Origin of the sequence: Rahnella sp. GSA61A (assembly GCF_019969905.1) — a bacterium.
Lineage (GTDB): Bacteria > Pseudomonadota > Gammaproteobacteria > Enterobacterales > Enterobacteriaceae > Rahnella > Rahnella aceris.
In genome coordinates this window covers 131,234-152,103 of sequence record NZ_JAHXYO010000012.1, presented here as the reverse complement: position 1 = coordinate 152,103, position 20,870 = coordinate 131,234, and the positions used below count along the sequence as shown (strand labels likewise).

The window sequence follows — 20,870 nt, the reverse complement described above, 5'->3', positions numbered from 1 at the left end:
CCCTTCGGGCAAGCGGCATCTGCCCCTTTCGCCTCATAACCCTGAAGCGAAAGGGGAGATTTGCGCGATGTCGCGCAAGTACGACTTATGCGATACGTTGCAGGTCCACTTTTTGTTCGCAGCGACGGATAGTCACCGGTACGGCTTTGGAGGTCGGGGTGTGGGTCTGGTCACCAAAACTGGACATCGGCACCAGCGGGTTGGTTTCCGGATAATAAGCCGCCAGGTTACCGCGTGGAATATCGTAGCTGACCAGTTTAAAACCGGTCACTTTGCGCTCAATGCCGTCGTTCCACAGCGTTTCGATTTCCACCAGTTCACCGTCTTTCAGGCCCAAGTCCGCCAGATCCTGCGGGTGAATGAACAACACTTCACGCTGGCCGTAAACACCACGGTAACGGTCATCGAGGCCATAAATGGTGGTGTTGTACTGGTCGTGAGAGCGTAACGTTTGCAGGGTGAACGGCGCATTCTGGTCGCCCATCGGGATCAGCACTTCAGGCAACGGTGATGCACTGAAATTGGCCTTGCCACTCAGGGTGTTGAATTTCAGCTCTGCTGCCGCATTACCGAGATAGAAACCGCCTTTGATATCGCAGCGCGCATTGAAATCCCGGAAGCCCGGAATGGTGGCTTCAATATGCTCGCGGATAAGATTGTAATCGTCAGCCAGCGCCATCCAGTCGAGGTATTTATCACCCAGAACGGCATTAGCGATACCGCAGACAATCGCGGTTTCAGAACGCTGTTCTTTGGATAACGGAATGCCTACGCCTTCGGAGGCATGTACCATGCTAAAGGAGTCTTCAACGGTGATGAACTGCGAACCGGTCGCCTGCATATCCAGTTCGGTACGGCCCAGCGTTGGCAGGATCAGCGCTTCTGCACCTGGCGTCAGGTGTGTACGGTTCAGTTTGGTGCTGATCTGAACGGACAAATCCAGATTGCTTAGCGCCTGTTCTGTACGCGGAGTATCCGGTGCCGCCGCCGCCAGATTACCGCCAAGGCAGATCAGGACTTTGGCTTCTTTACGCAGCATGGCTTCCAGCGCTTCTACGGTGTTATGACCCGGGACACGCGGTGGTGTGAATTTGAAGTGGCTTTCCATCGCATCGAGCAACGCTTTTGGCGCTTTCTCATCGATACCCATGGTGCGGTTACCCTGCACGTTGCTGTGACCGCGAACCGGACACAACCCGGCGCCAGGTTTGCCAAGCTGACCAAACAACAGTTGCAGGTTAGTGATTTCGCGCACGGTCGGCACAGAGTGTTTATGCTGCGTCACGCCCATCGCCCAGGTACAAATCACCCGTTCGGCGTTCATATAAATGCTTGCCGCTTCGCGCAAGTCCTGTTCACTCAGACCTGACTGTTCAGTAATTTTTTCCCAGCTGGTGGCATCGACCACGGCCAGATACTCATCGACACCGGCACAGTTTGTCGCGATAAATTCTTCATCGAACAGGGAAGGCTGACCGGAAGCAATACGTTCGCGGTGTGTCTGCAATAACGCTTTAACGATACCGCGCACGGCAGCCATGTCGCCGCCAAGGTTTGGCTGATAATAGGCTGCGCTGATACGACCGGCTTTCGGTGTCACCACTTCCAGCGGTTTTTGCGGATCGGCAAAACGTTCCAGACCCCGTTCACGCAGGGTATTAAAGCTGACCACTTTTGCCCCCCGGTCAGACGCATGACGCAGACTGTGCAGCATACGCGGGTGGTTGGTGCCCGGGTTCTGGCCGAAGACAAAAATGGCGTCTGCTTTCTCAAAATCATCCAGACGGATAGTGCCTTTACCGACGCCGATGCTTTGTTTGAGGCCCACACCGCTGGCTTCGTGACACATGTTCGAACAGTCAGGGAAGTTGTTGGTACCGAACATACGGCCGAACACCTGATACAGATAAGAGGCTTCGTTACTGGCGCGGCCGGAGGTGTAGAAATCTGCCTGATCGGGACTTTCCAGCCCGTTAAGATGGCTGGCGATCAGTGAGAATGCGGCATCCCAGCTGATAGGCTCGTAATGATCGGTGGTGCGGTTGTAACGCATCGGATGGGTAAGACGCCCCTGATATTCCAGGAAATAATCGCTCTGTGCACGCAGCTTACTCACACTGTGTTGAGCAAAGAACTCAGGTTCGACGGCTTTGCGGGTGGCTTCCCAGCTGACGGCTTTCGCACCGTTTTCACAGAAGCTGAATGTGCTGTGATTATCGTCTCCCCAGGCACAGCCCGGACAGTCAAAACCGCGACCTTTGTTAACACGCATCAGGTTACGCAGGTTAGAAAGGACCTTCTTACTGTCGAAGACGAAACGGGTGGTGGATTCCAGTGCTCCCCAGCCGCCGGCCGCGCCGTGGTAGGGTTTGATCTCAGTTTTGAATTTCATAGTTATGCTTCGCAGGTGGTTTTTGTCTTGTCTGTGAACAAACCGGATGATGAGTTGTTAACCGGATTGTTAATTTTATGTCACAAGTTTAGGAGCGGGTGACAAGAACGTCTAATCGAATGCTGTGATGGAGCGATAGGAATCCTCTATCGCAGGGAAATATCGGGGAATAACGGAAATTCCCCGCAAGGAAAGGGGCGCATCACCGTATTTCATCCCTGTTGAAAACAGCGGGTTGTGATAATAAAACCTGATTGCAGGCTCAGTGGCAGGTGTTGGTGGAAATTAACGCAAGTTGTAACAGAACCGTTTCACTATGAAATGGTTAGCAAAAGACTAAGGGTTTTTCTGCAGGGGGTTTTAGTGCAACCTATGCCGCAGATTTTATCCTATAGGTTTTTGATATATTGCCGAGTTTAATAATAGCCCGGCAATATGGCGTGTTTAAGGAAGATTCAGTGAAACGTAGTGTAATGAGTGTTTTATCTTGTGTATTGATGTTCTCCGCAGGCAGTGCGAAAGCTATCGCGCCACTGGATTTCCCTGTCGTGCCGCCAAGCATTGACGCCGCTTCTTTTGTGCTGATGGATTATGCCAGCGGTGATGTGCTGGCCGCCGGCAACCCGGATGAACGCCGTAACCCGGCCAGCCTGACCAAACTGATGACAGGTTATGTCATTGACCGCGCGTTAGATCATAAAAAAATCACCATGGATGATGTGGTGACGGTACCGCAGGAAGCCTGGGTCGCTGGCAATAAAAGTCTGGCCGGTTCTTCACTGATGTTTCTAAAGCCAGGTGACCATGTCACCGTCCGTGACCTGATCCGCGGCATCATCATTACTTCCGGTAATGACGCCTGCGTGGCCATGGCCGATTATGTGGCGGGCAGCCAGGATTCATTCGTAGGAATGATGAATCAGTACGTGGTGAGCATGGGGCTGACCAACACCCATTTCGAGACTGTGCATGGCCTGGACGCGCCGGGGCAATACACCACCTCTTATGATCTGGCGAAACTTTCCCGCGCCATTATCGGCGGGGAACCTGAGGAATATCATATGTATGCTGAAAAATCGCTGACGTATGACAACATCACTCAGCAAAACCGTAACGGCCTGTTGTGGGATAAAAACCTGCAGGTTGATGGCCTGAAAACAGGTCATACCGAAAGCGCCGGTTTCAACATTATTGCCTCTGCGACGCAGGGTGACCGTCGTCTGATCGCCGTCGTGATGGGCGGTAAAAGCTCAAAAGGCCGCGAAGAACAGGCGCGCAAACTGCTGACCTGGGGTTTCCGCGAATATACCAGTAAACAGATTTTCAAAGCTGATCAGACCGTTTCCAGCGAACATGTCTGGTTTGGTGCTAATGCACAGGTGAAGGTCGGTTCACTGAGTGATGTCTTTATCAGCGTGCCGCAGGCCGATGCCGATAAACTGAAAGCCCAGTACGTGCTGACCCGTCCGCAGATTGACGCGCCGCTGAAGAAAGGTCAGGAGCTCGGCAGTATTAATATCGTAGATAACGGCAAAGTCATCAAAACCGTGCCGCTGGTAGCACTGGAAGATGTCGCAGAAGGCGGGATCATCAGTCGTGCGATTGATTACGTGAAACTGAAAATTTAACGTCTGTTCCGCTGGTCAAAACGCAAAAAGAGCCTGCCCGAAAAGCAGGCTCTTTTTTTGCACCTGCTGCACCACAGTTGAACATTCTGCGGCACCGGGGCGACATCTTTATTCCTCCCCGTCGGACAGGGCAGGTGTAATTACCTGAAAATCCCATCGAATCAATGTGGCATGTTTGTTGCTGAGAACTTATTTCTTGCTAGCAATGTTAAAAATCTTTGGCTGGCGTTGACAGGAAATAAGGGAGACGACGAATGACAACATTGAATATGCCCATGACAATCGCGGCCAGCGCACGGTGGCGGCAGTTAGTTCTGGGGCTGATTTGCATGGCGGCGATTTCCAGTCCGCAATATGTCTGGACTCTGCTGACTAAACCGCTCGCGCTTAAACTGGGGGTTCCGCTGGCAGAGTTACAGGTTACGTTCTCGCTACTGATAATTCTGCAAACCTTCTTTTCTCCTTTTCAGGGCAGCCTGATTGAACGTTTTGGCCCGCGGAAACTGATTTCAATCGGCACGCTGTTATCAGGGTTCAGTTGGGTACTGGCGTCACAAGTCAGCAGTATTACCGGCCTTTATCTGGTCTATGGCTGCATCGGCGGACTGGGTACCGGCATTGTTTATGTCGGTGTCGTCGGGTTGATGGTGCGCTGGTTCCCGCATAAACGTGGCTTTGCGGCGGGAATGGTGGCTGCCGGATACGGAATGGGGGCGATTCTGACCACGTTCCCTGTTTCGACGTCCCTGACCAGTCGCGGGCTGGAAAGTACGTTGATTATCTTTGGCGTTATTTTCGCCGTCATTGGTTTTCTGGCCAGCCAGGGATTACGGCTGCCGCCGTCGCTCAGCGAGCGTCAGGATGTGCCGGTCATGGTGACGGAAGGCAAACAGTACCGTCCGAAACAAATGCTCAGACAGCCTCTGTTCTGGCTGATGTTTTTCATGATGGCGATGATGTCGACTTCAGGGCTGATGGTCACCTCGCAAATGGCGGTGTTTGCCCATGATTTTGGTATCACGGAAGCGGTTGTGTTTGGCATGGCCGCGTTGCCGCTGGCACTGACCATTGACCGTTTTACCAACGGGCTGACACGCCCGCTGTTCGGTTTTATTTCGGATAAATTTGGTCGTGAGCAGACGATGTTTATCGCATTTGCGCTGGAAGGCTGTGCGATGATTTTGTGGCTGATGTGCCGCGACAATGCTGTGTTGTTTGTTCTGCTGTCCGGCGTGGTGTTTTTTGGCTGGGGAGAAATTTTTTCCTTGTTCCCGTCAACGCTGACCGACACCTTTGGCAGTCAGAATGCCACTGCCAATTATGGCTGGTTGTATATGTCGCAGGGCATAGGATCCATTTTTGGCGGCCCGCTTGCGGCACTGATTTATCAGCACACGGGCGGATGGAATATTGTATTCACCTGCGCCATCACGCTGGATTTTGTCACCGCCATTCTGGCGCTCTGGGTACTGAAACCCTGGCGTGCCCGTTTTATGCAGGCAGCCCGTGACTGAATAATCCTAAACTAGCGGGGTCTGGAGACGTTGTCACAGAGGAATGTTAACAAGCTGTAATTCAGGTAAAGCAGCGGGGCGACCGGCTCACGGACGCCCCGAACGGCCTAAAACACTTTCGAAGAAAAATCCGTTTTCACTTCGCTTTCAATGTAGGTATTTAAACCCCAACCGGCGCGCGCCAGTTCCTTCATTTTTTCGAGATGTTCGGGGCCAGGATGGCGGATATCGTAGAGATAAACGTGATTGTTCTTGAAGCGGATTTTGATCGAGTTGGCATCAATCTGGAAGCTGACAACCTGTGAATCACCGCTTTTGTTGGCGTAATTTTCCATGCTGCATCCTGTTAGCTAAGCCTGATTTCGGGCGACATCTTCTATTAACCACGTCCGGACTTTTCTTGCAGGGCGACAGTTCACAGTTTCTTCAACTCGCTGAAAACTTAGCTTATCTGTGTATTAATAAACTCGCCTTTGCGTAGTTTAAGCCCTGCTGCGGCTGTCGCGAGGCGCCTTGTCTCAATAAAGGAAGCCATCTGTTTTTGTGCCTGTTCAACGTGTTTCGCGGATGCCACACGGGGAGAACCTGACGAAAAGGGCGGTTCAGGGTCGTACTCCATTTGCAACTGAATACCTTGCGCTATGTCGTTGCCATAGATATCGGCAATGACATTCAGGGCAAAGTCTATGCCTGACGTTACCCCCGCACCGGTGATCCGGTTGCGATCCCTGACGACGCGTTCATTAACCGGTTCGGCCCCCAATAATTCAAGCTGGTCAAGCGAAGCCCAGTGGGAAGTGGCTTTGTACCCCTGCAACAGGCCTGCTGCGCCCAGCACAAGAGAACCGGTGCATACTGACGTCACCAGCCGGGCATTTTCACTTTTCTGGCGGATAAAAGTGAGCGTCTCATCATCGGACATCAGTTTTATCTGGCCTGGCCCGCCGGGGATGCAGATGACATCCAGTTCAGGGCAATTTTCAAATGTATGAGTGGGTAAAATACGCAGGCCCCGGTCAGACGTCACGGGTTCCGGTGTTTTCCAGATAAGATGGACTTTGGCCCCCGGGGCTCTGGCGAAGACCTCAAACGGCCCCGTCAGATCTAATTGGGTCAGTTCCGGAAACAAAAGCATGCCGATTGATAAAGCCGGAAAGTCGCTCATTTAATGGTCCCCGGTTGCCAGACATCAGAGGTCAGATTGATAAAGGAAGTGATTAAGCAGAGTAGTCAATTAACCTGCGTATGACTACCCATCACTCCCCAATTTTTCGGGAAGTGATGGAACCGGGGGGCGTTACGCTTCTTCGCGATTATTTCAGCAGGAACGAATGATCAAAGGTGCCGCTGACATTCAGCGCGACGGGCAATAATCCCTGCGCGTGATAGAAATCTGCTGTTTGCTGTTGCTGCGTCTCGGTTGCGGCATCTATCGGCTGCCAGTAGGATTTACGCCGCTCGAACCCCAGCTTTGCGGCGTCCAGCGGGAAGCCGATGATTTTCGCCAGTTTTTCGCTGTACGCATCCAGATTTTTGTACGCCCATATCTGTGCATCGCTCAGGCGCTGCAGATAGTCAGCGATGGCCTCGCGTTTAGCTTTATCTTTCAGCGCCGTATCCGTCGCGGCAAGGAAGCTGTTACCCGACCACAAGCCGCGGCCATTTACGACCACACGCAGATGATCCTGAGTCTCAGCGAAGGCGGTGTAGGGTTCCCACGTTGCCCAGACATCCACTGAACCTTGCGTCAGTGCCAGCTTCGCATCGCTTGGCGGCAGGAAGCGGAACGTGACGTCTTTGGCGCTCAGTCCGGCAGAGGCAAGGGCTTTCAGCGCGACAAAATGTCCGATGGAACCGCGGTTGGTCGCGATACTTTTGCCTTTCAGATCCGCGGCGCTTTTGACCGGGCTGTCCGGTTTCACCAGCAGCGCGGTGCCGTAGGCGTCTGACTTATCCACGGCGATGGCTTTTACCTGCGCACCTGCGGCCTGTGCAAATAACAGCGGCGCATCACCGATGATGCCCACATCTACCGCCTGTGCATTCAGCGCTTCTGCCAGCGGCGCAGCAGCCGGAAACTCTGACCATTCAATTTTATAGGGCAGCTTATCCAGCTTATTTGCCGCTTCCAGCTGTGCCCGCATGTTGCCTTTCTGATCGGCGACCCGCAGGGTAATTTGTTCGGCATTTGTGGCGAACACAGCGCCGGTCAGCGTGACCAGCAGCAGAAGATTTCTCACATTCAGTCGCATCGGGTTTCCTTAAATCAGGGCAGTAACGGCGGTGTGTTTTCGGGCTTCCCGCGCAGCGATTTTCTGCTTCGTCAGCGGGATCAGACTCTTACCGTATTCGACGGCGTCATTCAGCGGATCAAAGCCGCGGATCAGGAAAGTGGTGATGCCCAGATCGTAATATTTCAGCAGTGCATCGGAGACCTGTTCCGGCGTACCGACCAGGGCCGTAGAATTGGAACCGCCGCCAATCAGCCCGGCGATGCCGGTCCACAGGCAGGAATCGAGACGATCGCCTTGCGCGACGGCTTTCAGTAAACGCTGAGCTCCCACGCTTTGGGGTTTGGCTGCCAGCACCTGACCTTTCTCAGCTTGCAGGGCGGTGGCTTTAGTGAGAATTTCATCCGCTTTCGCCCAGGCTTCTTCTTCTGTTTTGCCGAGGATAGGGCGGAAGGAAATACTGAAGTTAATATCCCGGTTGTGTTTTGCCGCAGAGGCTTTTACCGCTTCCACCGTTTCTGCCGCACTGGCCAGCGGCTCGCCCCATAACGCAAACACATCCGCCTGTTTACCTGCAACACGGATGGCATCATCGGAAGATCCGCCGAAAAATACCGGCAGTTTTTTCTGACAGGGCTTAATGGCAGAGAAAGCATTTTCCGCCTGATAAAATTCACCCTGATGGTCAAAACCGGTTTCTGAATACCAGCTCTGTTTCAGTACATCGATGTATTCATCCGTGCGCTGATAGCGGCCGGATTTCGCCACATAATCACCGTCACGGCGTTGTTCCGCATCGCTGCCACCGCTGATGATATGCACTGCCACGCGACCATCAAGCAGGTGGTCGAGGGTCGCCAGCTTACGGGCGGCGAGGGTCGGCGCGACGAATCCCGGCCGGTGAGCCAGAAGAAAATGAATGCGGGATGTGCTGGCCCCGGCGTGCGCGGTGACCAGAAAAGCATCGGGCTGGTCGGAGGCATAGGCCACCAGAATGCGGTCAAAGCCAGCATCTTCATGGGCTTTGGCGAAATCGGAAATGTATTTTTTATCGAAAATCGGGCCGGTCGGTGGGATGATTTCAGAAGCCAGACGGTGTCCGATCATACCAATAAATTGCACGCTCATAGGCTGTCACTCCTCGGGATGAGGCCAGCGGATGAAGGTCTGCGCTGGCAGGAGTTATCACCATAAACGGCAACTTACTATGTGAGAAATTCATTATCTTCATAAGCTAATATAAAAAATGTGCATGAACAGGTGTTGCTTTGGGCACCGCGCCCAGGGGGTTGACCTTAATGCCAGTCCGGATGGCAATCCCATAATCACTACCTGCCACAATCCAACCCGTTAGCAATCGCGGCGGCAAACGCATCAATCGCCGGTACCTGACTCGCAGGAACGTTGGGATAAATCAGCCACAACTGGCTGCGGGGGGCGAAATCTTTCAGGTCATACAGCGCCAGTTCAGGGCGCAGTGCATGTTTTTCTACCAGCGCGCGCGGCATCAGCCCCAGGCCGCGCCCTTCAGCAATCAGGGATAATTGTAAGGTCGTGCCAAACGCCTCAAGATTGATGAGCAAAGGTAAACCCTGTTCAGTCAGCGCGCGCTGCAGGGCGGCGCGGAAACCACAGCCATGCGGATTGAGGATCCACCCGTGCTGATAACAATCTTCCAGACGTTGTGGCAAAGCCTGCGGTGCTTTCGGGCCGACAACCACTAAATCGACCGTACCCAGCGGCTGGTTTTCGACACCCTCCGGGAATTGCTTACTGGCAGGGAACAGCACGACCGCCGCTTCCAGTTCCTGCTGCTGTATCCGTAACAACAACTCGTCGCCCCAGCCGCTGGAAAGTCGCGGCTGGATTTGCGGAAATTGCGCAGACAGGGTTTTCAGGGCAGGCAACAGACTGCTTTCGCTCAGGCTTTGTGGCACGGCAAGGCGCAGAAGGCCGGAAGGTGGACTGTCGGCGGCAACCAAATCACTGAGCGCATCCACCTCACGCAAGATATGACGGCATTGCTGATAAACACGGTTGCCCATCAGCGTGGGTTTCAGGGGTTTGGTCTGGCGGTTCAGCAGCGGAATGCCCAGCGATTCTTCAAAATTTTGTACCCGACGGGTAATTGCCGGCTGTGTCAGCCCCAGCTCATCGGCGGCAAGCCGGGTAGATTGCAGGCGGATAACGGCGACAAAAGCAGTCAGGTCTTCAATTTTCATAGGCACTCAGCGTCAGGATTAACGTAAAAACGGCTGCCGGCAGGATAAAACAATTTTCACGCGGACGCTGGATCCTGATGCACATTTTTATGTGTGATTTGCATATTAGCTTATCCATAAAATGAATTTTGCTTGGATCATGGCGATGCTAACCTGTCGGAAACAGTGATGAAGTATGAGGAAAGTGATGACGACTTTACAGCTCGCGCCGCTGAGACAATTTCTGGCGGACTTCACCCGGCTGGTGCAGGAACCGCACGGTCAGACGCAAATACTGGCGCAGGGAAGCGAACTGCTGACCCGTCTTATCGGCGAAGATAACTGGCTGCCGGAGGAGTTTGCGCAGCCTCATCCTGAACATTATCAGCAATATCTCTTGTACGCCGATCCGCTGTCGCGTTTTTCTGTGGTGAGTTTTGTCTGGGGGCCGGGGCAGAAAACACCAGTGCATGACCATCGTGTCTGGGGGCTGATAGGTATGCTGCGCGGTGCAGAAGTCAGCCAGAATTATACCCGCCACCCCGACGGAACGCTGCAACCGGAAGGAAATCCCATTACGCTGCACGTTGGCGACGTCGGGAAAATCTCCCCCGATCACCTGGATATCCACCAGGTCAGCAATTTTTTCAAGGATCAAGTATCGGTCAGCATTCACGTTTACGGCGGCAATATCGGTGCGGTTTCACGGGCGGTTTATCTGCCAGACGGCACCGGGAAAACCTTTATTTCCGGCTACTCCAGCCCGCACCTTCCCAATATCTGGGACCTGTCAAAAGAGAGAAATCATGACTGATTCATATTCACTGCCTTTGCGCCATTTTTCTGAACTCCGCGAGGCGTTGCTCGAAGGACAGGATGTGGCACTGGTTGACCTGCGTGAAGAAGCGGCCTTTGCCACCGGACATCCCTTATTTGCTGCCAATCTGGCTTTGTCTAAACTCGAACTGGAAGTGCTGGATCGCATACCAAACCGTCTGACGGCTATTACGTTGTATGACAATGGTGAATTTTATGACGTGCAGCGCGGCGAGCGTAAAACCATGCGGGCGGCTCAATTGCTGAAATCGCTGGGGTATCAGAATATCGCGTTGCTGGCCGGTGATCTGGCTGGCTGGAAAGAAGCGGGTGGTGAGATATTTATTGATGTGAACGCGCCCAGTAAAGCCTTCGGGGAATGGGTTGAACATCATTACGAGACACCGTCCCTGAGTGCGGAACAGGTGCTGGCATTGCAACAGCAGGGGGCAAACATTGCTGTGCTGGATGTGCGCCGTTTTGATGAATACCAGGTGATGAGTATTCCGGGCGGCGTGAGCGTACCGGGAGGCGAACTTGTGCTGCGCCTGAAAGATGTGGTGCCTGATGACAACACGCAGGTGATCATCAATTGTGCGGGGCGTACCCGCAGCATTATCGGCACGCAATCTCTGATTAATGCCGGATTAACGCAGCCGGTGTCTGCATTGCGTAACGGTACGATTGGCTGGACGCTGGCGGGGCAGGCACTGTCGCACCTGCAACATAAACAGTTTCCGGCACTGAGTGAAGCCTCACGCAGGGTTGCGCTGAAAGGCGCGCAAACTCTGGCTTTACGCGCGGGCGTGCGCTCAGTGACGTTGTCACAATTACGTAACTGGCAACAGGATGATTCCCGCACGTTATACGTGTTTGACGTGCGCACGGCAGAAGAGTTTCGTGCCGGGCATCTGGCAGGCACGCGACACGTTCCCGGTGGCCAGTTGGTTCAGGAAACCGATCACTATGCCAGCGTTCGTGGCGCGCGAATAGTGCTGGTGGATAATGATGGTGTGCGTGCGCGCATGGCGGCCTCATGGCTGGCACAGATGAACTGGGAAGTGTATATCGCCGAAGTGAGGGCTGAAGATCTGACTGAACAAGGCGACTGGAAAGCCCGGGTTGCGCCCGCACCGGCTGTGGAATCTGTCAAACCGGAACAACTGCTGAACTGGCTGAGTGAGGGTAATACCGGCATTATCGATCTCACCACCAGCGCGAATTTCCGTAACCGGCGCATTCCGGGTGCGGTCTGGACAACACGGGGCAATATCCCGCAAATTATTGCCTTACAACCGCAGAAAGCGCGTTGGGTTGTCACCTGCACCAGCGGTTTGCTGGCACGTTACGCTGTCACGGAAGTGGCCGGATTAACCGGCAAACCCGTTTATTTGCTGGAGAAAGGCACGGTGGGCTGGATCGACCACGGGTTGCTGCTTGAGCGGGGGGATTCTGCTTATCTGGACGACGCGCAAGACAGATATCGTCGTCCGTACGAAGGCACGGATGTCAGCCCGCAGGCGATGCAGGATTATCTGGACTGGGAATACGGGCTGGTCGGGCAGTTGGAAAAAGACGGAACGCACGGTTTCAGATTACTGGAAGCCTGAGGGCTGAGGCCTCTGCGTGAGGAACGCAGAGGTTCAGTTAACGTTTAACGACGACCACGCGGATGAGTGCGGGCTGTCCAGTCGTATGTTGCAGAAGTGCTTGGAACGGCTTTATTACGGCGCTTTTCGGCCCGCGCTTTCGCAGCGACTTTTTCTTTTTCTGCCATCAACGTATCGATGTAGTCATCTTTAATCCGGTTATTTTCCGAATTCGTCAGCTCACGGCCCTGTGCTTTACGGGCTCTGTCCAGCAGTGTTTTTAACTCACGCTGTTCGCTTTCCGTCATATCTTGTTGGGTCAGTCTTTTCATTTTTACCGCATCCTGTGAGGAAAGTGGCTACCATTGTAGTCGAAATGGTGGCAGGAGTCGCTGCAACTCATCACCTTACTTGTTTTGTTTTTTTAAAAGGCAGTTGTTTCAGAAAGCTTGCTGAACGGAGCGGCAGCGTGTGTTGAAAACGTGAAGGGATATCCGGGAGGGAAAAAGCACTTTTCTCTCCCGGTGGTTTCGGTGCGAAGATCGTATGATAACTGTTATTAAGAAACCGAAAGGTTCCCGATCAGGTCATCGGGCTTTCACTGCAAGTGATAAACCGCCGGTGATATCCGCTCCGACATCACCGCGAATATTACTGTGAATCCTGGCTGGTCCCGGTCTTAGGACTTGCCGCTGAACTGTCACCCGCATCGGCGGTTTTGGTATACACAATCTTCTGACTGTCATTGCCGCAGTGGCCCACGACCTGCCCGCCAGTCTGATCGGCCTGATCATTTGGCACGATATCGAGTTTAAACCCTGATTCAGGCAAGCCGTTTGCCACGATTTTCTGGGTAATGTCAGCTTTTACGCTTTCACAGGAAGCCTGTGCCATCAGCGGTGCGAACATAACGACAGCAAGACCCGCTAAAAGTGTCTTTTTCATCATTCATTCCTTTTATGAAAACCAGTGTACTTATGAGTCTAGCAGATAGGATTTACGGAGCCAGTAACTGACGGCCATTACGACGGTCAAGGCAGCGCTCAGTGTTCGGTTCCCAGTACGCATTGATGTTTTGGCTGGCCTGACACTTGTCGCGCAGATCAATCGAATTGTCGTATTTGGAGAAGTCTTTCTCGTTACGCTGGTTTTTCATGGCGCGCAGGCGTTGGGTTTCATTCCATTGCTCTTTGCTCTGACGTGCTTCTTCGTTGGTCATGGCATCATTGCCGGTACCGCCAAAGACACAGGTTCCGCCCGCACAATTGGTGGCCGCGAGTGCAGGCGCCTGCCAGCTGGCGGTTATAGCCAGCAAAGCCACAGGCAGAATGCTGCGGGTCAGTCGGGATTTAAACGTTGTATTCATCAGCTCATCCTTTTAATTTACACATCGCTCAGGCGAATAATTGCATTATAACATCCGGCCGAATGACGTCACCCTCTGCCGGTAAACTGGTTGATATCTTATTGAACTTCGGACTGTAAACCTGGCCCAATTATGCTCAAAACGTCTTTACTGTTCTTTGCGACCGCACTGGCAGAAATCATTGGCTGCTTTTTACCTTATCTCTGGCTGCGCAAAGGGGCAAATGTGCTGCTTTTATTACCCGGGGCGCTCAGCCTGGCGGCGTTTGTCTGGTTGCTGACATTGCATCCGGCGGCAAGCGGCAGGGTGTATGCGGCTTACGGCGGGGTCTATGTCATGACCGCCATGCTGTGGCTGCGGTTTGTCGATGGCGTGAAGCTCAGCGCCACCGACTGGCTGGGCGCATGTGTGGCACTGGCGGGGATGCTGATCATCATTTCTGGCTGGAAAACGGCGTGAACGGCTATTGCGATAATCTTTCCATCAGCACAATCACTTTCTGAATCACAATTTGCGCCGCGCGGGATAACTGGCGGCGCGGGGCAACGCACAACGCCAGCGTCAGCGGTTTGGCGCTGCGGCCCTGAAGCGGCACAAACGCCAGTCGCTTTTCCTGTAAATCTGGCAATACATCTAACAAACTCAGCACGCCGACACCGGCCCCTTTGCGGATAAGTTCGCGCATCATGCGCACGTCATTACAGACGATCGACGGCGTTTCCAGTAACTGATAGCGGTTATACAGCAGTCTGGCGCGGGCATTGACCATCAGCGGTTCGGAGGGAATGATCTGCCGGTAGGAGGCGATGTCGCTGAACGACAACGATTCCTTCTGCGACAGTTTATGACCCACCGGCATCGCAATTCCGATGGGCAACTCCGCAAAAGCGCGTACTTCCAGCCCGGTATGTTCGACGGGATCGAGCAACAATCCAAAATCCACTTCCGCTGAACTGACCTGTTCGCTGATGTTCCGGCTGTCTTCGATGCGGATGTCAAACGTCAGGTAAGGGTGTTCTGCGCCCAAGTCGGCAATCAGTTCCGCCACCATGCCTTCGCTGAGAGCGGCAATCATAGAGATGGTGACATGCCCGCGTCGCAGTCCCTGAATTTCATCGAAACGTTCGCGGGTGCGGGAAAATTCTTTCCGCCAGCGGCGAATGTCATCGAATAAAATTTCGCCTGCTGAGGTCAGTTTCAGGCCTGTCGGCAAGCGTTCAAACAGCGGGGTTTCCAGCGTTTGTTCAGCCTGCAGGATCTGCCGGTTTATGGCTGAAGCCGAGACGTGCAGCACTTCTGCCGCTTTGCGCAAACTTCCTGTTCGGGCGACTTCGGTAAAATATTGCGAAAAACGGGAGAATGGCGACATGGGTGTACTAATTTATGCAGTGAATAAGTGAGATAACTATTATGGACTGCATCACTCATTTTTCCTAGATTGTGCGATGCCCCTTTGTAAAACAATCACCTCAGGTTGTTTTACAGGCAAAACGGGCAATGACAGGGTTCGTCAAAACACGTTTAAGCTCGCGTGCCGTATTCCACGGGATAATGGTGGGACGAATTGTGGCGTTCGTTCTGCTGGTGCGCGCGCGTGTGTTTTGAAAAACAACACTAATAACAAGCGTGCATTTTTGATCACCAGACTGAAAGTGATCACGCGACCAAGAGATTCCTTCTCATGTTAGAAAAACTATTTAAGTTAAAAGCTCACCGTACTAACGTGCGGACTGAGATTGTGGCTGGACTCACTACATTTTTAGCAATGGCCTACATTCTGTTTGTTAACCCGTCTATTTTGGGCGCGACGGGGATGGATAAAGGTTCGGTTTTCGTGGCTACTTGTCTTGCTGCCGCAATCGGTTCAGCACTGATGGGCTTTATCGCCAACTACCCGATTGCACTGGCACCGGGCATGGGTTTAAACGCCTTCTTCACCTACACCGTGGTGCTGCATATGGGTTACACCTGGCAGATCGCGCTGGGGGCCGTTTTCCTTTCAGCCTGTATTTTCTTCGCGTTATCGATTTTTAAAATCCGCGAATGGATTATCCGCAGTATTCCGCTGCCATTGCGTTCGGCCATTGCGGCGGGTATCGGTTTATTCCTGGCGCTGATTGCGCTGGAAAATGCCGGTATCGTGATCGCTAACCCGGCGACGCTGGTCGGTCTGGGCGATCTGACCAAGCCGGGTCCGCTGTTTGCGATGCTCGGTTTCATTCTGATTGTGGTGCTGGAAGCGCGTAAAATCACCGGCGCGGTGCTGATCGGTGTGCTGGCCGTGACCGTTCTGGCGATTGCGCTGGGTTATTCGCCGTTTGGCGGCGTAATGTCGATGCCACCTTCCATTGCGCCAACCTTCATGCAACTGGACATCAAAGGCGCGTTTAACGTTTCGCTGATTAGCGTGGTGTTCGCGTTCCTGTTCGTGGATGTGTTCGACAACTCCGGCACCCTGATTGGCGTGACCAAACGCGCAGGGCTGGCGGATGAAGACGGCAATATCCCGAAAATGGGCCGTGCGCTGGTCGCTGACAGTGCGGCGGCGTTGTTCGGCTCACTGCTCGGCACCTCAACCACCACCAGCTACATCGAATCCGCAGCAGGCGTGAGCGCTGGCGGGCGTACCGGTCTGACGGCGATTGTGGTGGCTATTCTGTTCCTGCTGAGCCTGTTCTTCGCTCCGCTGGCAGGCAGCGTTCCGGCCTTCGCCACGGCTCCGGCTCTGTTGTTCATCGCGGTTCTGATGACGTCTGGCCTGGCTGAAATCGACTGGAAAGACATTACCGTGGCAGCGCCTGTTACCGTGACTGCGCTGACCATGCCGTTCACGTATTCCATCGCCAATGGTATCGCATTTGGTTTCATCACCTGGACGCTGGCAAAACTGCTGACCGGTCGCTGGCGTGAGCTGAATTCTGCGCTTATCGTCTTGTCGATTCTGTTTGTGATTAAACTGGGCTGGCTGAGCGCGTAATACGTTTTCGGTTGCCGGATGTCGGAAAGGCGCGGGCAGGTTGCCGCGCCTTTTTTGTGCGCACTGATAAAAGGCAGATAATAAAAAAGCAGCCGGAGCTGCTTTTCGTGTCAGTCAGGGTGCAATATTACCCTTCGCGATGTACCTGCAAACCGGCGAGAGACTGGCTGACCGGCATCATTTCGATGCTATTGATGTTGACGTGTGCCGGCAGGGTGGATACCCAGAATACGGATTCGGCCACATCGGCTGCGGTGAGCGGATTAGTGTTATCGTAGGTTTTACTGACTTTCTCGTCGTCGCCTTTAAAGCGCACGCTGGAGAATTCAGTACCACCGCACAGGCCCGGCTCGATATTGGTGACGCGAACGTGGGTGCCATGCAGGTCGGTGCGCAGGTTCAGACTGAACTGACGCACAAACGCTTTGGTCGCGCCATACACGTTGCCGCCTGCGTATGGCCAGTTGCCTGCGGTGGAACCGATGTTGATCACATGCCCGGTGTTGCGTTCAACCATGCCCGGCAACACGGCGCGGGTCATGTACACCAGCCCTTTGGTGTTGGTGTCGATCATTTTGTCCCAGTCTTCCAGCGAGGCTTTATCCGCTTTTTCCAGACCGAGTGCCAGACCGGCGTTGTTAACCAGAACATCAATGTTACGCCAGTCAGCAGGCAGGCTGGCGATAGCTTCTTCAATAGAAGCCCGGTTAGTCACGTCCAGTTCAACAGCGTACAGCGCGTCTCCCAGTTCGGCTTTCAGGTCATCCAGACGCTCTTTACGGCGACCGGTAGCAATCACTTTATGGCCTTCTTTAACAAATTTACGTGCGATTTCAGCACCAAATCCGGCAGTTGCGCCGGTAACAAAAATAATCATCCCGGTATTCCTCTGTTTTTAAGCAAGGTGTGCACGAGGCCCACTAAAGAAACTCTTTAAGTATTAACACAAAAATAACGAGACCGGCATAGTCAACCGGTCTCAGTGCGTATCATTTTGTTGCAGTTACTTTTTCAGATAGGGCGCGATCAGCGATAAATCCGCTACAGACAAGCGATCCGGTGCGGTCTGCGCCTGATGCCAGTAAGGATACAACAAAGGTAACTGGCTGACCTGATTAAGTCGTTCAATTTCTTCGTTATTGAGGGTTAAATCAGCGGCGAGCAGGTTATCCTGCAACTGCGTGTCGTTGCGCGCCCCGACAATCACCGAGGTCACCTGCGGACGGGCAATCAGCCAGGCCAGCGCAATCTGCGCCGCAGAAACGCCACGGGCTTCGGCGATGTCCACCAGCACATCGACCACGTCGTACAGCGCACTTTCATCACGCACCGGCGGTTCGCCCCAGTCGGCCAGATGACGGGTGCCTTCCGGTGCCGCCTGATTGCGGCGATATTTACCGGAAAGCAGGCCGCCTGCCAGCGGGCTCCAGACCAGCACGCCCAGCCCCTGATCCTGCGCGGCAGGCAGCAACTCATATTCAGCTTCACGCGCCTGCAGGGTGTAATGGATTTGCTGACTGACCGGGCGGATGTAGTGGTTAGCGTCGGCCACGCCCAGCGTTTTCATCACGTGCCAGGCGGAGAAGTTAGAGATACCGACGTAACGCACTTTGCCACTGCTGACCAGATCGTCGAGCGCCCGCAGCGTTTCTTCCAGTGGCGTCAGGCCGTCCCATTCATGCAACTGATATAAATCCAGATAATCCGTGTTCAGACGTTTCAGGCTGGCTTCACAAGCGCGCAGAATATGATGACGGGACGAACCACGGTCATTCGGGCCTTCACCCATTGGAAAGCGGGCTTTACTGGCCACCAGCACGTCGTGACGTTTGTTGCCCAGTGCTTTACCGAGGATCACTTCCGATTCACCGCCTGAATAGACATCGGCGGTATCGAACAGATTAATCCCGGCATCAAGACATAATCCTGTCTGACGTTGTGCGGCCTCAACGTCAGTTTGCCCGGTTTTGGCAAATTTCCCCTGACCACCAAACGTCATGGTACCCAGGCTGAGAACTGAAACTTTCAGGCCAGACCGGCCTAACAGACGGTATTCCATAGTTTATCTCCATTGAGAGTCATTTTTACCGCAGATCCTCTGCCAGCCGTTCACCGGTCTGGGCATCAAACAGATGGATCGCCTCGCGGTTGGCATCGAGATACAGCGGCTGACTGGCGCTGATACGGGCGCGTCCGGCGAACTGAACGTGCAGCGGGAAACCGCACCAGTCGATGTGCAACAGGCTGCTTTCTCCGGTCACTTCCAGCAACCGTAATGTGGCGGCAGGTTGGGTACTGTGCTCTGCCGGTTTTAAATCGTGCGGACGCAGGCCGAGCGTGACGGGTTCTCCCTCAGCGTGCCGTGCCTGCAACGCCCACTTCTCCGGCAGTGCGAACCACAACTGATTACAGTTCACACCTGGCTGACCGTCAATATTGCGGAAGACACCGCTGAGCAGATTCATGGGCGGTGAACCGATAAAACGCGCCACAAAGGTATTTACCGGCTTATCGTAAATCGACAACGGATCGCCCTGTTGTACGATAAAACCGTCTTTCATCACCACGATATTATCGGCCAGCGTCATGGCTTCGATTTGATCATGGGTCACATATACCGTGGTGGTGCGGAACTGCTGATGCAGCGATTTGATTTCTGCGCGCAGTTCCATACGTAACTGGGCATCGAGGTTGGAAAGGGGCTCATCGAACAGAAACACTTTCGGATTACGCACCAGCGCACGACCCATCGCCACACGCTGGCGCTGACCGCCGGACAAATCTTTCGGCAGGCGTTTCAGTAAGTGATCGATACCCAGCACTTTTGCGGCCTGTAGCACTTTGGCCTGTTGTTCGGCTTTCGGCACCTTCTTCACCTGCATGTGGAATGCCATGTTTTCGGCCACGGTAAGATGCGGATACAGTGCGTAACTCTGGAATACCATCGCAATATCACGATCGGCGGGGTCAAAATTATTGATCTGCTGTTTATCGAGCAGAATATCGCCGTCAGACAGGGATTCCAGCCCGGCCAGCAGGCGAAGTAAGGTGGATTTTCCACAGCCCGAGGGGCCGACCAGCACGGTGAAACTGCCGTCAGGGATGGTCAGATCCAGCGGTTTCAGCACCTGCACTTTGCCATAATGTTTGGCGACTTTTACCAGTTCTACCAGAGCCATTTAGATTTTCTCCACAAGGCCAAAAAGTGATTGCCAGTCAGGGTAACGGCGCGGGGAACTGCTGATGGCACAACCGGCAACGCGAACTCCCCATTGCAGCGCCGTGGCAGGCGGCAGGCCATAAATCAGCGCGGATAAAAACCCGGCATTAAAACTGTCTCCGGCACCGATGGTATCGACCACCCCGACCGGTTCGGCGTGCTGATGCAGCGTCAGATTTTTGGCCCACAGACGCGCACCCTCCGGCCCGCATTTCGCCACGCAAAAGGCGTTATCCGCCATCTGCTGCAGCAACGTCAGCGCGGCGACGTCCAGTGTGGTAGCGTCGGCCAGCCCGAGTGTTTCGACTTCATTGAGCAGCAGCGCATCGCAGAATGGCAGCCATTTTGCCGCCTGTTCACGTAACGCATCGCTCCAGTCTCCCGGCGGCCAGCCACTGTCGACAGCCACCTGATAACCACGCTGTTTCAGCACTGCCAGCAGTTGCGGATAGTCAGTGTAAAGCGCGGTACACAGCCAGGTGCCGCACAGCAATACCCAGTCTCCGGCCTGTGCCGTTTCAGGGATTTGCCCCAGAACGTCCTGCATGGATAAACGAACTATATGTCCCTGATTGCTGAAAAATGTTCTTTCGTGATCAGGATGTGTCACGCCAAAGGTCAGCGAGGTTTCGCAATCGCAGGTCGGCCAGCGTGAGGCGCTTTCCGGGAACATACCTGCCAGCCAGCCGCTGAACTGGTCATTGCCCTGATTTGCCACCAGACGAAAAGGGGAACCGAGCGCAGAGAGTGCCAGCGCGCAGTTTCCCGCCGACCCGCCGGGGCGCAGTGAACTGCTTTCGAGCATCGCTTCCGTGCCTTTTTTCGGCCATTCGTGCAACGTGCTCATGATCAAATCCACGTTGATATTGCCCGTCACATACAGCGTGGCGCGGGTCAGAGGTTTTGTTGTCATTGATGAGGTTTCCCTGATGTTCA

Annotated in this window: 20 protein-coding genes; 6 read left to right on the top strand and 14 right to left on the bottom strand. The window is 53.9% G+C overall.

The window, feature by feature from the left end:
• Positions 1–85: 85 nt before the first annotated feature.
• Positions 86–2,392 (bottom strand): FdhF/YdeP family oxidoreductase, encoded by a 2,307-nt coding sequence (locus tag LC431_RS16360; protein ID WP_223510091.1) that lies wholly within the window; start codon positions 2,390–2,392, stop codon positions 86–88.
• A gap of 458 nt (positions 2,393–2,850) precedes the next feature.
• Between LC431_RS16360 and LC431_RS16355 the strand changes: the two genes are divergently transcribed.
• Positions 2,851–4,020 (top strand): serine hydrolase, encoded by a 1,170-nt coding sequence (locus tag LC431_RS16355; RefSeq protein ID WP_037034044.1) that lies wholly within the window; start codon positions 2,851–2,853, stop codon positions 4,018–4,020.
• Between the two features lie 254 nt (positions 4,021–4,274).
• Positions 4,275–5,534, top strand: coding sequence for an oxalate/formate MFS antiporter (gene oxlT, locus LC431_RS16350; protein ID WP_013575552.1), 1,260 nt, complete (start codon positions 4,275–4,277; stop codon positions 5,532–5,534).
• A 107-nt stretch (positions 5,535–5,641) separates the two neighbouring features.
• On the opposite strand, the gene LC431_RS16345 is transcribed toward oxlT, so the two are convergent.
• From LC431_RS16345 to LC431_RS16325, 5 genes are all read right to left on the bottom strand, one after another.
• Positions 5,642–5,869: a hypothetical protein gene (locus LC431_RS16345; protein ID WP_013575551.1), complete on the bottom strand. Its 228-nt coding sequence runs from the start codon at positions 5,867–5,869 to the stop codon at positions 5,642–5,644.
• 107 nt (positions 5,870–5,976) lie between these two features.
• Positions 5,977–6,699: a DJ-1/PfpI family protein gene (locus tag LC431_RS16340; RefSeq protein WP_013575550.1), complete on the bottom strand. Its 723-nt coding sequence runs from the start codon at positions 6,697–6,699 to the stop codon at positions 5,977–5,979.
• A gap of 148 nt (positions 6,700–6,847) precedes the next feature.
• Positions 6,848–7,786: an ABC transporter substrate-binding protein gene (locus tag LC431_RS16335; protein WP_013575549.1), complete on the bottom strand. Its 939-nt coding sequence runs from the start codon at positions 7,784–7,786 to the stop codon at positions 6,848–6,850.
• Between the two features lie 9 nt (positions 7,787–7,795).
• On the bottom strand, positions 7,796–8,893 hold the full coding sequence (locus tag LC431_RS16330) for an LLM class flavin-dependent oxidoreductase (protein ID WP_013575548.1): 1,098 nt from the start codon (positions 8,891–8,893) through the stop codon (positions 7,796–7,798).
• 200 nt (positions 8,894–9,093) lie between these two features.
• Positions 9,094–9,987, bottom strand: coding sequence for a LysR family transcriptional regulator (locus tag LC431_RS16325; protein WP_013575547.1), 894 nt, complete (start codon positions 9,985–9,987; stop codon positions 9,094–9,096).
• Between the two features lie 187 nt (positions 9,988–10,174).
• On the opposite strand from LC431_RS16325, the gene LC431_RS16320 reads away from it, so the two are divergent.
• Together LC431_RS16320 and LC431_RS16315 are read left to right on the top strand one after the other, a co-directional pair.
• Complete coding sequence (locus LC431_RS16320) at positions 10,175–10,780, top strand: cysteine dioxygenase (RefSeq protein WP_013575546.1); 606 nt, start codon at positions 10,175–10,177, stop codon at positions 10,778–10,780.
• On the top strand, positions 10,773–12,392 hold the full coding sequence (locus LC431_RS16315; RefSeq protein WP_223510090.1) for a rhodanese-like domain-containing protein: 1,620 nt from the start codon (positions 10,773–10,775) through the stop codon (positions 12,390–12,392). Before LC431_RS16320 ends, LC431_RS16315 begins: the two co-directional genes overlap by 8 nt.
• A gap of 44 nt (positions 12,393–12,436) precedes the next feature.
• Here the strand turns inward: LC431_RS16315 and LC431_RS16310 are convergent, their stop codons facing one another.
• The 3 genes from LC431_RS16310 to LC431_RS16300 form a co-directional block, all read right to left on the bottom strand.
• The gene (locus LC431_RS16310; protein WP_013575544.1) at positions 12,437–12,703 is read right to left on the bottom strand and encodes a DUF3811 domain-containing protein; all 267 of its coding nucleotides are present in this window, start codon (positions 12,701–12,703) and stop codon (positions 12,437–12,439) included.
• 319 nt (positions 12,704–13,022) lie between these two features.
• Positions 13,023–13,316 (bottom strand): DUF1161 domain-containing protein, encoded by a 294-nt coding sequence (locus tag LC431_RS16305; RefSeq protein ID WP_037034038.1) that lies wholly within the window; start codon positions 13,314–13,316, stop codon positions 13,023–13,025.
• 52 nt (positions 13,317–13,368) lie between these two features.
• On the bottom strand, positions 13,369–13,737 hold the full coding sequence (locus LC431_RS16300; protein ID WP_037034037.1) for a DUF1283 family protein: 369 nt from the start codon (positions 13,735–13,737) through the stop codon (positions 13,369–13,371).
• A gap of 132 nt (positions 13,738–13,869) precedes the next feature.
• Here LC431_RS16300 and LC431_RS16295 point away from each other — a divergent pair, with 132 nt between their 5' ends.
• Positions 13,870–14,196, top strand: a complete 327-nt coding sequence (locus LC431_RS16295) for a YnfA family protein (RefSeq protein WP_015689934.1) — start codon at positions 13,870–13,872, stop codon at positions 14,194–14,196.
• A 4-nt stretch (positions 14,197–14,200) separates the two neighbouring features.
• On the opposite strand, the gene LC431_RS16290 is transcribed toward LC431_RS16295, so the two are convergent.
• Complete coding sequence (locus LC431_RS16290; protein ID WP_223510089.1) at positions 14,201–15,106, bottom strand: LysR family transcriptional regulator; 906 nt, start codon at positions 15,104–15,106, stop codon at positions 14,201–14,203.
• 312 nt (positions 15,107–15,418) lie between these two features.
• Between LC431_RS16290 and LC431_RS16285 the strand changes: the two genes are divergently transcribed.
• A complete protein-coding gene (locus LC431_RS16285; protein WP_013575539.1) occupies positions 15,419–16,714 on the top strand; it encodes an NCS2 family permease in 1,296 nt (431 codons plus the stop codon).
• Between the two features lie 127 nt (positions 16,715–16,841).
• On the opposite strand, the gene ydfG is transcribed toward LC431_RS16285, so the two are convergent.
• The 4 genes from ydfG to LC431_RS16265 all read right to left on the bottom strand — a co-directional run bounded on the left by ydfG (position 16,842) and on the right by LC431_RS16265 (position 20,847).
• Positions 16,842–17,591: a bifunctional NADP-dependent 3-hydroxy acid dehydrogenase/3-hydroxypropionate dehydrogenase YdfG gene (gene ydfG / locus LC431_RS16280; protein WP_112152274.1), complete on the bottom strand. Its 750-nt coding sequence runs from the start codon at positions 17,589–17,591 to the stop codon at positions 16,842–16,844.
• 126 nt (positions 17,592–17,717) lie between these two features.
• Positions 17,718–18,773 carry an aldo/keto reductase gene (locus tag LC431_RS16275; RefSeq protein WP_013575537.1) on the bottom strand — a complete coding sequence of 352 codons (1,056 nt, stop codon included), beginning with the start codon at positions 18,771–18,773 and terminating at the stop codon, positions 17,718–17,720.
• Positions 18,774–18,798: 25 nt separating this feature from the next.
• Positions 18,799–19,893 carry an ABC transporter ATP-binding protein gene (locus LC431_RS16270; RefSeq protein ID WP_013575536.1) on the bottom strand — a complete coding sequence of 365 codons (1,095 nt, stop codon included), beginning with the start codon at positions 19,891–19,893 and terminating at the stop codon, positions 18,799–18,801.
• Positions 19,894–20,847, bottom strand: coding sequence for a carbohydrate kinase family protein (locus LC431_RS16265; RefSeq protein WP_223510088.1), 954 nt, complete (start codon positions 20,845–20,847; stop codon positions 19,894–19,896).
• Between the last annotated feature and the right edge of the window lie 23 nt (positions 20,848–20,870).